The following is a 15,202-nucleotide window of genomic DNA, read 5'->3' as shown; positions in this document are numbered from 1 at the left end:
CGACTACATCGAGATGTTCTACAATCCGACCCGCAAGCACGCGCGGAACGGGATGCTGTCGCCCGCCGAGTTCGAACGGCAGCACAAAATGCAAGCCGAGGGCGTCTAAAAAACTCGGGGCGGTTCACTTGGAAGGCATGGCGACGACGTCCTCTTGACGTCCCCAATATGCCAAATCATCGTACTTGCGTCAAGGGGATAATCCCCAACGAAAAAAGCCGCAAACCTTAAGCGGCTTTTTTTGGGTTAACGCCTTTGCGCCTCAAGCCGCCTTCGGCTCCTTCGCGCCGTAAAGCGTCACGTAGAACACCGGCAGCACCAGCAACGTCAAAAGGGTCGCGACGAACAGGCCGCCCATGATGGCGAAGGCCATCGGCCCCCAGAACACCGTCGGCGCGATCGGGATCATGCCGAGCACCGTCGAGATCGCCGTCAGCATGATCGGCCGGAAGCGCGACATCGAGGCGTCGATCACCGAGGTCCAGATATCCTTGCCGAGCGTCCGGTTGGTCTCGATCTCGTCGATCAGGATGACCGCGTTGCGCGCGATCATGCCGACGAGCGCGAGAATGCCGAGGATCGCCACGAAGCCGAGCGGCCGGCCGAAGATCAGCAGCGCGAACACCACGCCGATCATGCCGAAGGGCACGATGGCGACGACGAGGAACACCCGGCCGAAGCTCTGCAACTGCGCCATCAGGAAGAACAGCATCAGCATCAGCGCGAGCGGCAGCATGGCGAAGACCGAGGCCTGCGACTGCGCGCTCTCCTCCACCGTGCCGCCGACCTCGATGCGGTAGCGGTCGGGCAGCTCCTTCATCACCTTCTCGACCGCCGGCGCCAGCGCCTGCGTCGCGGTCTCCGGCAGGAAGCCCGGCGTCGGCTCGGCGCGAACCGTGAGCGTCGGAACGCGGTCGCGCCGCCACAGGATCGGCTGCTCCTGCTCGAACTCGAAGGTCGCGACCTGGGAGAGCGGCACCGTGCGCCCGTCGGCGACGGGAAGCTGCAGGCCGCGCAGCGTCGTCAGCGAGGCGCGCTGCTCGTCGAGCGCGCGCGCGACGACGGGGATCAGATAGATGTCGTCGCGCACCTGCGTCACCGGCAGGCCGGTCATCACCGCGTTGAGGGTGGTGGCGAGCGCCTGCGTGCTGAGGCCGACGAGCCGCGCCTGGTCCTGGTCGATCCTGATGCGCAGCTGGCGCGCCGGCTCCATCCAGTCGAAGTTGACGTCGCGCACGGCTGGGCTGGCGCCGATCGCCGAGGCGAGCTTGAGCGAGATCGCCCGCACCTCCTCGATGTCCGGCCCGCTGACGCGGTACTGCACCGGCCAGCCGACGGGTGGGCCGAGCTCGAGCGGCGAGACGCGGGAGACGACGCCGGGGACCTCGTCCTTGAGATAGGCCTCGATCTTCCTGTGCAGCCGCTCGCGCGCCGGAACGTCCTTGGCCACCACCACCGCCTGCGAGAAGAAGTCGTTGGCGAGCTGCACGTCGAGCGGGAGATAGAAACGGATCGCGCCGCGCCCGACATAGAGGCTCCAGCGGTCGACGTCCGGGTCGCCCTTGAGCAGCGCGTCGAGCTTGTCGGCGACTCTCTCGCTCGCGAAGATCGAGGCGTTCTGCGGCAGCGCCATGTCGACGACGAGCTCCGGCCGGTCCGAGGCCGGAAAGAACTGGCGCTGCACATAGGGCAGAGCGAGCCCGGCCGCGAACAGGCAGCCGAGCGCCGCGGCGATCGAGAGCCAGCGCACGCGCATCATCGCGACGAGGACGCCACGGAAAGCGCGCATGACCGGGCCGGGCGCCGCCGGCGGCGCGTCGGCCTCCGGCTTCTTCAGGAACCAGACGCCGAGCAGCGGGGCGAACAGCACCGCCACGAACCAGGACACGATGAGCGCGATCGCCACCACGGCGAAGATCGAGAAGGTGTATTCGCCCGCCGACGAGCGCGCGAAGCCTATCGGCACGAAGCCGGCGATGGTGACGAAGGTGCCGGTCAGCATCGGAAAGGCGAGCGTCTTGTAGGCGAAGCTCGCCGCCTGCTCCTTCGAATCGCCGGCGGCGATGCGGGTCGTCATCGCGTCGATCGAGGTCATCGCGCTGTCGACGAGCAGGCTCAGCGAGATGATCAGCGCGCCGAGCGAGATGCGCTGCAGGTCGATGCCGCAGATCTTCATGATCGGGAAGACGACGGCGATGGTCAGCGGGATGGTCAGCGCCACCACCGCGCCGGGACGCAGGCCGAGGCTGATGACGCTGACCGCCATGATGATGGCGATCGCCTGCCACAGCGACTCCATGAACTCGCCGATGGCGTGGTCGACCACCTGCGGCTGGTTCGAGACGAGCTTGACGTCGACGCCGATCGGCAGGTCGGCGGTCGCCTTGTCGAGCTCGGCCTTGAGGTTGCGGCCGAGCGCCAGCACGTCGCCGCCGTCGCGCATGGCGATGGCGAGGCCGATCGCCTCCTTGCCGTTCACCCGGAACATCGGCTGCGGCGGATCGGCGTAGCCGCGCCGCACCTGCGCGATGTCGCGCAGGCGGACGAGCCGGCCGTTCGACAGGAAATTGACGTCGAGCAGGTCCTGCTCCGAGGCGAAGGCGCCGGAGGCGCGCAGGAGCAGCGTCTCCTCGCCGGTCTGGATCTCGCCGGCCGGCGCCACGGCGTTCTGCGCCCTGAGCGCGGCGATCAGGGCGGCGCGGTCGATGCCGAGCCCGGCGAGGGTCTTCGTCGAGAATTCGACGAAGATGCGCTCCTCCTGGTCGCCGAGGAGCTCGATCTTCGAGACGTCGGGTGCGGCGAGCAGCCGCGAGCGCACCTCCTCCACGTAGTCGCGCAGCTCGCGATGGGTGAAGCCGTCGGCGGTGAAGCCGTAGATCACGCCGAAGGTGTCGCCGAAGTCGTCGTTGAAGCCCGGCCCCACCACCCCTTGCGGCAGGCTCGCGCGGATGTCGCCGACGTTCTCGCGCACGCGGCGCCAGATGTTCGGCACGTCCTTGGGCGACGTGTCGCCGCGCAGATGGACGAAGATCGTCGACAGCCCGGGCTTGGTGTAGCTGTTCAGATAGTCGAGGCCCTGCGTCTCCTGCAGCTTGCGCTCGATGCGCTCGGTGACCTGCTTCGTGGTCTCCTCGAGGCTCGCGCCGGGCCAGCCCGCCTGCACCACCATGGCGCGGAAGGTGAAGGGCGGATCCTCGTTGCGGCCGAGGTCGACGAAGGCGAAAATCCCGGCCGCCGTCGCGACGACCATCAGGAAGATGACGAAGGAGCGGCTGCGCAGCGCCCAGTCGGAGAGATTGAGGCCCATCCTACGAGCCCGCTCCGACGAGGCGGACCTTCTGGCCCGGATGCAGCGCCTGCACGCCGGCGGTCACCACGATCTCGCCCGCGCCGATCCCGTCGGCGACGAGCACGGAGGCCGGATCGAACCGCGCCACCTCGACGTTGCGCAGCGCGACCGTCGAGGTTTGCGGATCGACGATCCACACCGCCGGCTGGTCGTTGAGGCGGGTCAGCGCGCTCGCCGGCACGCTCACGCCGGCCTCGCCCTCGAGTCGGACGTGGCCCGTCACCGTCTCGCCGAGGCGCATCGCCTCGGGCGGATCGATCAGCCCGACCCTGATGCGGAAGGTGCGCGTCACCGGATCGGCCTGCGGATCGATCACCCGCACGCGGCCGGTCGCCGAGACGGAGGCGTCGTCCGTGAGGTTCACCGTCACGGTCGAGCCGGAGGACGCGCCGCGCAGCAGCGAGGCGGGAGCGTCGAAGACGGCGTCGCGGCCGTCGTCGCGGGCGATCTGGAAGATGATCTGCCCCGGCTGGACCACCTCTCCGGCCTCGGCGAGGCGCCGCGTGACCGCGCCCGTCACATTGGCGCGCAGCTCGGTGTAGCTCAGCCGGTCCTCGGCGAGCTGGAGCTGGGCCCTGGAGTCGTCGACGGCCGCCGTGGCGCTGCGCTGCTCCTGCTCCGCCTGGTCGAACTGCGCGCGCGTCGTGAAGCCGCGCTGCATGAGATGGCTCTGGCGGTCGTAGGCGTTGCGCGCCTGGACGAGGCGCGCCTCCGCCGCGGAGAGGGCGGCGCGCGCCGAGCGCAGCGCGTTCTGCTCGTCCTGCGGATCGAGCCGCGCGAGAAGCTTGTCGGGCGTCACCCGGTCGCCGACGCCGACGAAGCGTTCGAGGATGCGCCCGCCGATGCGGAAGCCGACCCCCGCCTCCTTCTCGGCCAGGATCTGACCGGTGAGGGTGGCCGTCTCGCCGGCTTCGCCTTTCTCCGCCGTGATCGTGCGCACCGGGCGCGGGCGCTCCGCCTGCTCCTTCTCGGGCTCGCGGCAGCCGGAAACCAGAAGCGCGCCGCACAAGGCCGCGAGCGTCGCGAGCTTCGTCGCGCGCGCTTTCCCTGCCCCGGCTGCGCGCTGCGACGCGGCGCCCTCTTGGCGAATGATCAAGCTGCATCTCCTGACGGACGTGGACGAGCGCGCCGGACGCCGCCGGCGTCACGCATTAGGCTTAAAATCTTCCACGCCGCAAGCGGCCAAAGCGTGGCCGCGCGAAAAGCCGCCCGCCGCGCAGTCCGGCAGTTGCGGGGCAGCCTGAATTGCGATTGGATGCCGCGCCCGGACGGGCCCGTCCGGGCGCGGGGAAAGGAGCGCAATGACTCTTCTTACAGCGTCCGGCCTCATGAGCGTCACGCTGGCGATCGTCATTTTCTTCATCGGCGCCGGCGTCAACCGCGTCGCGCCGCCGCTGCAGCGCTGGAACATCCCCAAGGCCGTGACGGGAGGGCTGCTTGCCGCCCTCGTCACATTCGCGCTCTATGAGCTCGCAGGCGTCGAGGTCGTCTTCACGCTCGGCGCGCGCGACGTCCTCCTCCTCTATTTCTTCACCGGCATCGGACTCAACGCGCGCCTTTCGGACCTCATCTCGGGCGGGCGCCCGCTCCTCATCCTGCTTGGCGTCACGCTCGTCTATCTCATCCTGCAGAACGCGATCGCGGCCGGCGCGGTCCGGGCGCTCGGCCTGCCCGAGGGAGCGACCGCGCTCATCGGGTCGGTTTCGCTGATTGGCGGCCATGGCACGACGATCGCGTGGGCGCCGATCATCCGGGAGCGCTTCGGGCTCGAGAACGCGCTCGAGATCGGCATAGCCTCGGCGACGCTCGGCCTCGTCATCGCGAGCCTGATCGGCGGGCCGGTGGCGAGCGTGCTGATCAAGCGCTTCGCCTTGAGCGGCCCCAAAGGCGAGGCCCCCGTCGTCGGCTTCGCCGAGGGCGGGCGACGCGAGCCCGACATCGATCACGTCAGCTTCCTGCGCGCCCTGCTCGTCCTCAACGTCGCGATCCTGATCGGCTCGCTCGGCCATGACGCGCTTGAGCAATTCGGCGTGAGGATGCCGCGCTTCGTCGTGTGCCTGATCGTCGCCATCGTTCTGACCAACGTGGTTCCCGCGCTGCTGCCGCGCGTCGAATGGCCCTCGCGCACGCCTGCGCTCGCGCTGATCTCCGACGTCTCGCTCAACGTCTTTCTCGTCATGTCGCTGATGAGCATGCAGCTATGGACGCTCGGCGGCCTCGGCCCGGCGCTCGCCGTCGCGCTGGCGGCCCAGACCGTCGTCGCCGTCCTCTACATGCTGTTCGTGGTGTTCCCGGCGATGGGGAAAACCTATGAGGCCGCGGTGATCGCGGCGGGCTTCGGCGGGATCAGCCTTGGCGCGACGCCGACCGCGATCGCCAACATGACCGCCGTCGCCAGCGCCCACGGCGACGCGCCGCGGGCCTTCATCATCCTGCCGCTCGTCTCGGCCTTCTTCATCGACATCGCCAACGCCGGCGCGATCGGCTTCCTGACGCGCTGAGAAGATGGCGAGCCCTAGCCTCCCGTCACGCTCATGTGGCGCGACACGGCCGGCGGCGCCGCGCGCCGCTCGATCATGAAGTCGTGACCTTTCGGCTTGCGCGCGATCGCCCGATCGATCGCCTGCAGGAGAAGCTCGTCCGACGACGAGGCCCGCAACGGCGCGCGCAGGTCGACGGCGTCCTCCTGCCCGAGGCACATGTACAGCGTGCCGGTGCAGGTGACGCGCACGCGGTTGCACGATTCGCAGAAATTATGCGTGTGCGGGGTGATGAGGCCGAGCCGCCCGCCAGTCTCCTCGACATGCAGATAGCGGGCGGGGCCGCCGGTGCGGTGAGCGAGCGGGCGCAGGGTGAAGCGCCGCGCGAGGCCGCGCTCCACCTCGGCGAGCGACACGAACTGCTCGGCGCGCTCGGCCTCGATCCGGCCGAGCGGCATCACCTCGATCAGCGTGAGGTCGGCGCCGCGCCCATGAGCCCAGCGCAACATCGTCTCGATTTCATGGTCGTTGACGCCCTTGAGCGCGACCATGTTGATCTTGAGCGCGAGGCCGGCCGCCTGCGCCGCGTCCGCGCCGCGCAGCACCTGCGCGAGATCGCCCCGCCGCGTGACCGTCTTGAAGGTCGCGGCGTCCAGCGTGTCGAGCGACAGGTTGATCCGGCGCACGCCGCACGCGGCCAGCTCCGCCGCATGGCTTTCGAGCTGCGAGCCGTTGGTCGTGAGCGTCAGCTCGTCAAGCGCGCCCGACTCGAGATGACGCGACAGCGCCCTGAACAGCCCCATGACGCCGCGCCGCACCAGCGGCTCGCCGCCAGTGATCCGCAGCTTGCGCACCCCGCGCGAGACGAAGGCGGAGCAGAGCCGGTCGAGCTCCTCGAAAGTCAGGATCTCGCGCTTGGGCAGAAAATCCATGTCTTCGGACATGCAGTAGACGCAGCGCATGTCGCAACGGTCCGTCACCGAAACGCGCACATAGCTGACCATGCGGCCGAACGGATCGATGAGGGACGACGCGGGGGCTCCGCCCATGGATTGCGCCGCAATCGGCGTGACGACGGTCATTTCGCGCTTGCGCCCGGGACTCTTCAAGGATTTAGAACCTATATAGGGCGCAACGCGCGCAAGGAAATAAAGTTTTGGAAGCGACGCAGGGGACTGGCCATCGGCCGACCGAGATCAGGCTCAAGGACAAGGGCCGCGTCCTCGACGTGACGTTCGAGGACGGGCGCCGGTTCGCGCTCGGCGCGGAATATCTGCGCGTCATGAGCCCGAGCGCGGAGGTGCAGGGGCATTCGGAGAAGGACCGCGTCACCATCGGCGGCAAGCGCGGCTGCGCGATGATCGAGGTCGCGCCGGTCGGCTCCTACGCCGTGCGCCTCGGCTTCGACGACATGCACAGCACGGGCATCTTCACCTGGGACTATCTTTATGACCTCGGCGCCAATTTCGCGCAGAGATGGCGCGCCTATGAGGAGGAGCTGGCCGCCAAGGGGCTCGACCGCGATCGTCCGGGCCAGAAGTGACGGGCCGGCGCGAGGAAGCCGGCGCGGCGGACAAGGGAGCTGACGTCGACCGGGCGCGGCGGCGCGGCCGCCGTCCGCGCGTCGGCGCTCGAGGCGAACGACGACGGCCCGGGTGCGGATTGCGCTCACGTTTCCCGACCTGCTCGGACGAGCTCGAGCGAGAACGCCGTGACCGGCTCGACAGCTCGAGCGACGGCGAAATTTAACGAAGGCCGCCCGCCTGGCCTGAGGCCGGAACGTCTCTCGCCGACGCCGCGGATTTGCCGCATCGCCGACAGGCCGTTAACCTGCGCCCGCGACGCGTCCCGCGCCGCCATCGAACGACGTCGCCCATGCCCTTCCCGCTTCCGCTGTCGATCGCGATCTATTTCGTCATCTGGTTCGTCGTGCTGTTCGCGGTGCTTCCGTTCGGGATCTCCTCGCAGCGCGAAGCGGGCGACGTCGCGCGCGGCACCGACCCCGGCGCGCCCGCCTCGCCCGGCCTCCTCGCCAAGGCGCTCTGGACGACGGCGATCTCGGCGGCGGTCTTCGTCGCGCTTTCGATCTTCGTCCAATATGTGAAGCTCTGACCCGACGATGTCGCTTCGGCTCCCGCTCTATTGACGCTCGCAGGCGATTGAGGCTACTTCACCCTCGCTCCAGGGGAGCGCGTAGCTCAGTCGGTAGAGCATCTGACTTTTAATCAGAGGGTCCTGGGTTCGAGTCCCAGCGCGCTCACCATAAAATCAACGACTTAGCGTATGCATCTGGCTCTCGCCATCCGCTTGGTAAGCGTACGGTAAGCGCGCGACATCAACTCACGTCCTCCGCCGTTTCGCGCATGGCCCTGTCGAGCGCGGCGATCTCGCGTCGGGCCGCGATCGCTTCAGCGGTGAACAGACCGTGCCGGCAGGCTCCGTTGGCGCTACCTTTCGGCGCGCCCGGCGACAGTCCGCCATGGATCCTGCTGCGCCCATTCTTCATCGCCGGCGCTTGGCAGGGCGAACCCGACCGCGTCCGGGCGAGGCGGCGCGAGTTCAGGTGCGTCGCCTGGACGCGTCGCCTCGATTCGCCTGTCACGGCATGGTGACCAACCGGCGTTCCTCCAGCCTCTGGCCGTAAAGGCGCCAGACGCCTAGCATACGCGAGCGCCCCGAGGCGACGATGAACGGGAGGTCGCCCCTCATGTCGGACAGCCTGAAATTCGGGATCGACGTGGCTGAGCTTCGTCCGACGCAGATGACGGTCGGGCTGCGGGAGGTCGAGATCAAGCGGCGAGAATGGCGCGACGCCGACAAGGAGGAGCGCTCGCGGATCTTGCGTCGTCATGTCGTTCCCGCGGTCGTCGGCCCCAAGGACACGCCCTATATCGTCGATCATCATCATTTCGTCCGTGCGCTGCTTGAGGAAGACGCCGGCCGCATCGCCGTTTACGTGATCGCCGACCTTTCTCCATTGCCCAAGGACGAATTCTGGATCTTTCTGGACAATAGCGCATGGTGCCACGCCTACGACCGGCGCGGGCGTCGGCGCGAGCTTGGCGACATACCCAAACGCATGGCCGACCTCGTCGACGATCCCTACCGCAGCCTGGTCGGCGCGCTCATCCGGCAGGGCGGATGTGCGAAAAGCGACAAGCCCTTCTTCGAGTTTTTGTGGGCCGACTTTCTGCGCCGGCGCATCGACGAGAATGTGGTCGAGAAGAACTTCGACAAGGCGCTCGCCGAAGCGCTTCTTTTGGCGAAGAGCGACAAGGCGAAAAGTCTGCCTGGCTGGTCGGGGGTCAGCGCGCAGGCCGAATAAGCTTCGCGCATATCTCGCGGCATCGATCGTGATGCGGTCAAATTCCGGACCAGCCTGGGTCTCGCCGCGTCGCTTGCGCCCTCGACGCCGCTTATTTTCGTCGGCGCCGATGAAGTCGTCCCGGATCTTCTTGATCTCCCATGCGATCTGCATGAGCTCGCGTAGCTCGCAACAGTTCGGGCCGCCGCGCGCCATGGCGTGGATCTGGCCCGGTCTCCGCTGACAAGCGTGGAGCGAGCTTCGGTTATCGCGCCGGGCGATGGCGTGCGCAGGGCGACGGGCTCAGGCTCGTCGACGTGAAAATTCATCCCGAGACGAATTCAGCATGGCGCGGAGCCGCGCAAACATATCCTACTAGGAATGTTTGTTTATTTGAGATAAACAGCCGTATCAACGGCAAGAGCGTCGGCCGGCTGCGGCCGCGCATCGAAACATGCGGGATCAGGCATGAGCACGAAGATTGGAATTCGCGTCGGAGAAGCGCTTGTCGCGGGCGGGCCGCCGGGAACGGCGGCGGAGCCGGAAGTCGTCATCGGCGATCTCGACGGCCCGTTCGGATCGGCTTTCGCCAATCTGCTCGGAAATCAGGTCGTCGGCCACACGCGCGTCCTCGCCCTGCTCAACACCGACGTGATGGTCCGCCCGGCCACCCTGTGCGTGAGCAAGGTGACCGTGAAGGACTCGCGCTACACGAACATCCTCATGGGCACCGTCCAGTATGCGACGGCGATGGGCGTTCTCGACGCGGTGCGCAACGGCGACATCCCTCTCGCCAAGGTCAATGACGTCGGGATCATCATATCGCTCTGGCTGAACCCTTCGATCGTCGACGTCGAGAAGCTCGACCACAAGGTTCTCTTCGACATTCATCGCGAGGCGACGACGCGCGCGATTCACAAAGCCATGACGAACGAGCCGTCCATAGAGTGGCTTCTGGAAAATCAGGAGAAAATCGTCCACAAATATTTCGAGCGCGCGCTCGAAGGAAAATTGTGAGCGCGATCAGTCGTCGTTGACGAGCACGGCCTCCTCTGGCCGGTCGCGTTCCCGGACGTAAAAGGTCCGTCCCGCCGATTCCTTCCGCGGCGGGGCCGCGGCCGGCCGCAAGAGCCAGATCCCGGATCGCAGCTCCTTCGTCGCCGAAACGGCGCCGGCTGCGTCCGGATGGCGGAAATTGAGCCGGCGGCGCGATAAGAGCCAGCAACGCATGCCGGGCGTGGACGCGTGCAGGACCGTGTTCATGGCGATGAAGGCGGAAGCGGATACGCGGCCGACTAATTTCTCTGAACGAATAAATATTTCTCCAGATTGACGTGTTTTGAGGCCAAGCTTACGCTCCGAAGGCGCTTTCAAAAGGAGAATTCTAATGGAAAAGCGGAAGGAAACGCAGGTTCTCGTGTCGTTGGACCCCCAGGGAAGCCAGAGCGGGAAGGAAATTCGCGGGCCAGCGACGCTCGGCGAGATCGTCGAGGGATCGTGCGAACAGGTTCTCGACGTCTTCATGACCAGCGAAAAGGGCAATTTCCTCGCCGGCGTCTGGACCTGCACGCCGGGAAAGATGAAGCTCACGGATTATCCGTTCAACGAAATGGCCGTCGTCATCGAGGGCCGGATCATCGTGACGGACGAGGACACCGGCCAGACGAAGGAGTTCGGACCGGGAGACGGGCTCGCCATTCGCAAGGGATTCCGCGGCGTGTGGACCATGCCGGAAAAGGTCCTCAAGCGTTTCGCGGCGGAAATCCCCGCATAGGCTGTCCAAGGCGCGCCGCAGGCGGCCCTCAGTCTGACGCGATCGGCCTTTGAGGCGCCTGTTCCCGCGCCTATGCTGGCGCGGATGGCGCACGTCTAGCGCCGCGGCGGGGAACGCTCATGGGACCGAGGACCGACGACCGCTTCCACGCGTCGCGCCGCAGCTTTCTGCGCGCCCTCGCCTCCCTCGCCTTATGGCCCGCCGCGGGCGCGGCGGCCGGCGCGGCCGGCCGCGTCGAAAGCCTCATCGGCGCCTGCCTCGCCGAAGCCGGCGGCGCCCCTCGCCCGCTCGCCGAAGGATCGGAAATTTTCGTCGGCGACCTCGTCAGCGCCGGCGAGAACGCGCGGCTCGCCATGCTTCTTGGAGCGGACACCCACGTGCGGCTCGGCGCCCGCACGCGGCTGAAGATCGACCGCTTCCTCGTCTCGGCCGGCGGCGAGCTGCGCTTCGACTCGGGGCCGCTCGTGATCGACCGAGACGAAGGGGCGCCGCCGCTGCCGCTGCGCGCCCGCTCTCCTTACGGGATGATCGCGCTGCGCGGCACACGCGTCTTCGCCGGCCCGAGCAACGGCCGCTTCGGCGTCTTCGTCGCGCGCGGCGTCGTCGATTTCACGGCCGGAGGAAAGACCGTGCGCCTGACGACCGGAGAAGGATCGGACGTGCGCCGCCCGGGCGATCCGCCTTCGCCGCCGGCGCGCTGGTCGGAGACGCGCGCGATCGAGGCGCTGCAAAGCGTCTACTGAGCCTTTTCCTTGAAGTCCGCCGGCGCCGCCGGCTCGTAAAGGTCGAGCGGCGCGCTGCGGCCGCGGATCGGCAGGCGCCCGGTCCAGCGCAGCAGGCCGGCGGGCAGGCGCGCGGCGGCTTCCGGGCCGACGCAGATCGTCGTGCCGAGCGTCTTGTTGGCCTGCTCCAGCCGCGCGGCGGTGTTGATCGCCGTTCCGTGCGCGGTGTAGTCGAGCTTGCGCCTGCCGCCGACGTCGCCGACGATCGCCGGCCCGGTCTCGATCCCGATGCGGGTGCGCCCGAGGCCGAGCGCCTTCGCCTGCGGCGTGAGCCGGAAGGCGGCGCAGGCTCTGGCCACGGCGAGGGCGCACTCGACCGCGCGGCGCGGATGGTCGTCGAGGTCGAGCGGCGCGTTGAACAGGGCGTGCGCCGAATCGCCGATGATCTTGTCGACCATGCCGCCATGCTCGACGACAAGGTCACAGACCATCTGGAAGTAGGCGTCGAGCAGCGCGATGAGCTCGCGCGGGGCGGCGCGCTCGCTCATCGCCGTGAAGCCTTCGATGTCGGTGAACATCGCCGTGACCTCGCGCGCTTCGCCGGCGAGGCGCAGCGCGCCGGGCGCGGCGAGGATGCGGGCGACGACCTGCGGCGCGAGATGCTGCTCGAAGCGGTCGCGCAGGCGCCGCTCGCGTCGCTCGGCGACGGCGGCGGCGGCGAGCGCCGAAGCGGCGAAGGCGAGCGCGGCGAGCGCCGGCGGGCCGGCGGGATCGATCAGGACGCCGGCGAAGCGCAGCGCCGCCATGCAGCCCGCGACCCAGAGAATGGCGAGGCCGGCGAGTGCGGCGAGCCCGAGCGAGGGCGCGAGCAGCGCGCCGGCGACGGCGGCCATGAGGCCCGTCGCCAGCGCGCCGGCGATTTCCGCGTTCGGCGCCCAGCGCGGGCGGATCGGCGCGGCGCCCGAGAGCAGCCCGGCGACGGCGTCGGCTTCGATCTCGACGCTCGGCGCCGCGGGCGAGGCGGCCGTGCGGCGGAACGCGCCGGCTTCGGGCGCGCTTGAGCCGACGAGCGCCACGGCGCCCTCGATTGCGCCGGGCGCGAGGCCGCCGTCGAGAACGCTCGCGGCCGACAGCGCGCGGGCGCGCCAGGCCTCCGGCCCGGTGGCGAAGAAGCGCAAGGCGGCGTCGGGGCCGAGCGGAACGGAGAGATCGCCGAGGCGCAGCCGCTCGGGCGGCCCCTCGAGGATCAGCGTCGAGGCGCCGCGCGCGACCCGCGCGACCTCGGCGGCGAAACCCGGCAGCGGCGCCCCGCCGGCAAGCGCCAGCAGCGGCGCGCGGCGCAGCGTCCCGTCGGCGTCGTTCTCGAAAGCGATCAGCCCGACGCCGGCGGCGTGGGCCGCGAGCGCCGCGACGGGAGCGGCGACCCCCTCGCCGCGCCAGATGTCCGGCAGCCGCGGCGCGCCGCGCGCAAGGAGCGGGACGGTCTCGCCGGCGGGCGCGCTCCCGAACACTGCGCCGAGGACGACCGGCGCGCGCGCGAGCGCCCGGGCGAGCTCCGCGTCGCCGTCCGGCAGCTCGGCGGCGATGGCGGCGAGATCGGCGCGCCCGGTCTGCGCCGCGAGGCGACGCGCGATCGCAGCTTCCGAGCGGCGGTCCTCGCCCTCGAGGAGCATATCGAGGCCGATCACGGCGGGGGAACCCGCCGCCAGCGCTTCGACGAGGCGCGCCAGCAGCGTCCGGCTCCACGGCCAGGGGCCGAACCGCGCGAGCGTCGCGTCGTCGATGTCGACGACGACGATTCTTTCGGCCGGAGCGGGCGGCGGGACGAGCGACAGGGCGAGATCCAGCGCGCTCTCGCGCAGCGCGGCGCGCGCCTTGCCGGCGTCGAGCGTCCAGAGGCCGCCGGCGACGGCGAGGACCAGCGCGCCGGCGGCGAGCGCGGCCCGAACGAAAGGCTGGCGCGTCATCTGCTGGCCCCCGTCGCTTCGCCGGCGCTTTTTCCGCATTGTTCCTTGTGGAACTGCGCCGGCGCCGGTCGGCGCGAATGATGGGGCCCTCGCAACCGAACGCAAGGGACTTGCATCATGAACGCCTTCTCCTCCGCCCTCGCCGCCGCGCTGGCTCTCGCCGCCGCCCTTCCCGCCGCGTCTTCGCCCGCCGCCGCCGCGCCGGAGCGCGATTCGATCACCTTTCCGATGGTCGTCTCCGCCGGCGCCGCCGCCTGCCTCAAGGACGCGCGCGCCACGGTGATCGTCTCCTCCGTCGGCCCTTATGAGAACCTGACCGTGCTGGCGCGCGGCCTGCCGCCGAACACCGAATTCGACCTGTTCACGATCCAGATTCCTGGCGCGCCGTTCGGCGTGTCCTGGTACGTCGGCGACATGAAGAGCGACGGCTTCGGCGTCGCCGTCGGCGACTTCGCCGGCCGCTTCAGCTCCGAGACCTTCGTCGTCTCGCCCGACGTCACGCAGCCGCCGTGGATCCACCCCGGCGACGCGCGGGTCGGGATCAAGACCGCGCCGATCCACACCTATCATCTCGGCCTGTGGTTCAATTCGCCGAAGGACGCGAAGAACGCGGGCTGCCCGGACGCGGTGACGCCGTTCAACGGCGAGCACAACGCCGGCGTTCAGGTGCTCAACACCTCGACCTTCCCGAACCTCAGGGGGCCGCTGCTGCAGTTGCGCTGAGCGCGGACGGGAAGGCGCGCGGGCGGGTTTGATTGACGCCCGCCGGCGCGCCAAGATTTGCGCGCGGGAGCGCGAAAAAGAGCTTTGCGCGCGGGAGCGCGAGATGGCCGAGCCGCCCGATCTGTCCGCCTTCGCCCTGTTCGGCCGGCTCGATCCGGCCGACGCGGCGGCGCTCGCCCCGCTCCTGCGCCGGCGCGCCTTCTGCGCCGGCCGCGTCCTGTTCCAGCGCGGCGATCCCTCGAACGAGGCGCTGTTCGTCGCCCGCGGCCGCCTGCGCGTCTCGGTGTCCTCGACCGAGGGGCGCGAGGTCGCCTTCCGCGTCGCCGGCCCCGGCGAGACCATCGGCGAGATCGGCGTCCTCGACGGACGCCCGCGCAGCGCCGACGTCTGCGCGCTCAGCGACGGCGAGGCGCTGGCGCTTTCGGCCGCCGACCTCGCGCGCCTTCTCGCGGCCCGCCCTTCGCTGGCGCTCGGCGTCGTGGCCTTCCTGTGCGCGCGCCTGCGCGAAGCCAGCGAGCAGCTCGAATCCGTCGCCCTCAAGACCGTCGAGGCGCGGCTCGCGCGCCTTCTTCTGCGCCTCGCCGAAGCCTCCGGCCCCGCCGGCGGGCGGGCGCGGCTCGCGCTGCGGATGACCCAGAGCGAAGTCGCCGCGCTGATCGGCGCGAGCCGCCCGAAGACGAGCCTCGCCTTCGGCGCGCTCGTGGCGCGCGGGGCGCTGCGGCGGGAGGGCAAGGCGCTCGACTGCCGCCTCGCGGCGCTGCGCGAGATCGCCGACGCCTGAGCCGAGGCTGCGCCGTCAGGCCGCCTTGAATCGGCCTTCCAATGCGGGGGCGATCCCGTCTATGAACCCTCGCCCGCCAATTCCTTGAAGGACGCCAGCCGA

Annotated in this window: 14 protein-coding genes and 1 tRNA gene; 10 read left to right on the top strand and 5 right to left on the bottom strand. The window is 69.4% G+C overall.

Translation table 11 applies throughout. From position 1 onward, the window contains the following. Positions 1–262 precede the first annotated feature (262 nt). Both ACE3OG_RS15105 and ACE3OG_RS15100 read right to left on the bottom strand, forming a co-directional pair. On the bottom strand, positions 263–3,307 hold the full coding sequence (locus ACE3OG_RS15105) for an efflux RND transporter permease subunit (RefSeq protein WP_374310109.1): 3,045 nt from the start codon (positions 3,305–3,307) through the stop codon (positions 263–265). Position 3,308: 1 nt separating this feature from the next. Next, the gene (locus tag ACE3OG_RS15100; RefSeq protein WP_374310107.1) at positions 3,309–4,445 is read right to left on the bottom strand and encodes an efflux RND transporter periplasmic adaptor subunit; all 1,137 of its coding nucleotides are present in this window, start codon (positions 4,443–4,445) and stop codon (positions 3,309–3,311) included. A 205-nt stretch (positions 4,446–4,650) separates the two neighbouring features. Between ACE3OG_RS15100 and gltS the strand changes: the two genes are divergently transcribed. Next, positions 4,651–5,850, top strand: coding sequence for a sodium/glutamate symporter (gene gltS, locus ACE3OG_RS15095; RefSeq protein ID WP_374310105.1), 1,200 nt, complete (start codon positions 4,651–4,653; stop codon positions 5,848–5,850). 14 nt (positions 5,851–5,864) lie between these two features. Here the strand turns inward: gltS and moaA are convergent, their stop codons facing one another. Further along, the gene (gene moaA, locus ACE3OG_RS15090) at positions 5,865–6,911 is read right to left on the bottom strand and encodes a GTP 3',8-cyclase MoaA (protein ID WP_374310103.1); all 1,047 of its coding nucleotides are present in this window, start codon (positions 6,909–6,911) and stop codon (positions 5,865–5,867) included. Positions 6,912–6,985: 74 nt separating this feature from the next. On the opposite strand from moaA, the gene ACE3OG_RS15085 reads away from it, so the two are divergent. The 3 genes from ACE3OG_RS15085 to ACE3OG_RS15075 all read left to right on the top strand — a co-directional run bounded on the left by ACE3OG_RS15085 (position 6,986) and on the right by ACE3OG_RS15075 (position 8,092). After that, complete coding sequence (locus ACE3OG_RS15085; RefSeq protein WP_374310101.1) at positions 6,986–7,372, top strand: gamma-butyrobetaine hydroxylase-like domain-containing protein; 387 nt, start codon at positions 6,986–6,988, stop codon at positions 7,370–7,372. Between the two features lie 332 nt (positions 7,373–7,704). Beyond that, entirely contained in the window at positions 7,705–7,941 is a 237-nt protein-coding gene (locus ACE3OG_RS15080) for a DUF1467 family protein (protein WP_374310099.1), read from the top strand. Positions 7,942–8,016: 75 nt separating this feature from the next. Further along, positions 8,017–8,092: transfer RNA gene (locus ACE3OG_RS15075), tRNA-Lys, on the top strand. A 72-nt stretch (positions 8,093–8,164) separates the two neighbouring features. Here the strand turns inward: ACE3OG_RS15075 and ACE3OG_RS15070 are convergent. Further along, positions 8,165–8,431 (bottom strand): HGGxSTG domain-containing protein, encoded by a 267-nt coding sequence (locus tag ACE3OG_RS15070; protein WP_374310097.1) that lies wholly within the window; start codon positions 8,429–8,431, stop codon positions 8,165–8,167. A gap of 105 nt (positions 8,432–8,536) precedes the next feature. Here ACE3OG_RS15070 and ACE3OG_RS15065 point away from each other — a divergent pair, with 105 nt between their 5' ends. From ACE3OG_RS15065 to ACE3OG_RS15050, 4 genes are all read left to right on the top strand, one after another. After that, positions 8,537–9,154, top strand: coding sequence for a ParB-like protein (locus tag ACE3OG_RS15065; protein WP_374310095.1), 618 nt, complete (start codon positions 8,537–8,539; stop codon positions 9,152–9,154). A 447-nt stretch (positions 9,155–9,601) separates the two neighbouring features. Beyond that, entirely contained in the window at positions 9,602–10,150 is a 549-nt protein-coding gene (gene fae / locus ACE3OG_RS15060) for a formaldehyde-activating enzyme (RefSeq protein WP_374310093.1), read from the top strand. Positions 10,151–10,550: 400 nt separating this feature from the next. After that, positions 10,551–10,907: a cupin domain-containing protein gene (locus ACE3OG_RS15055; RefSeq protein WP_374310091.1), complete on the top strand. Its 357-nt coding sequence runs from the start codon at positions 10,551–10,553 to the stop codon at positions 10,905–10,907. 119 nt (positions 10,908–11,026) lie between these two features. Further along, on the top strand, positions 11,027–11,650 hold the full coding sequence (locus ACE3OG_RS15050) for a FecR domain-containing protein (RefSeq protein WP_374310089.1): 624 nt from the start codon (positions 11,027–11,029) through the stop codon (positions 11,648–11,650). On the opposite strand, the gene ACE3OG_RS15045 is transcribed toward ACE3OG_RS15050, so the two are convergent. Beyond that, positions 11,644–13,596 carry a CHASE2 domain-containing protein gene (locus ACE3OG_RS15045; RefSeq protein ID WP_374310087.1) on the bottom strand — a complete coding sequence of 651 codons (1,953 nt, stop codon included), beginning with the start codon at positions 13,594–13,596 and terminating at the stop codon, positions 11,644–11,646. The two genes, ACE3OG_RS15050 and ACE3OG_RS15045, sit on opposite strands and share 7 nt — an antisense overlap. Before the next feature lie 117 nt (positions 13,597–13,713). Between ACE3OG_RS15045 and ACE3OG_RS15040 the strand changes: the two genes are divergently transcribed. Continuing rightward, a complete protein-coding gene (locus ACE3OG_RS15040; RefSeq protein WP_374310085.1) occupies positions 13,714–14,319 on the top strand; it encodes a hypothetical protein in 606 nt (201 codons plus the stop codon). A 103-nt stretch (positions 14,320–14,422) separates the two neighbouring features. Continuing rightward, positions 14,423–15,100 (top strand): Crp/Fnr family transcriptional regulator, encoded by a 678-nt coding sequence (locus ACE3OG_RS15035; RefSeq protein ID WP_374310083.1) that lies wholly within the window; start codon positions 14,423–14,425, stop codon positions 15,098–15,100. The last annotated feature ends 102 nt before the right edge of the window (positions 15,101–15,202 follow it).

It is taken from the genome of Methylocella sp. (genome assembly GCF_041905455.1).
Taxonomy (GTDB): domain Bacteria; phylum Pseudomonadota; class Alphaproteobacteria; order Rhizobiales; family Beijerinckiaceae; genus Methylocapsa.
Note: the sequence above shows the minus strand (reverse complement) of the source record. Positions and strands in the feature narration are given on the sequence as shown.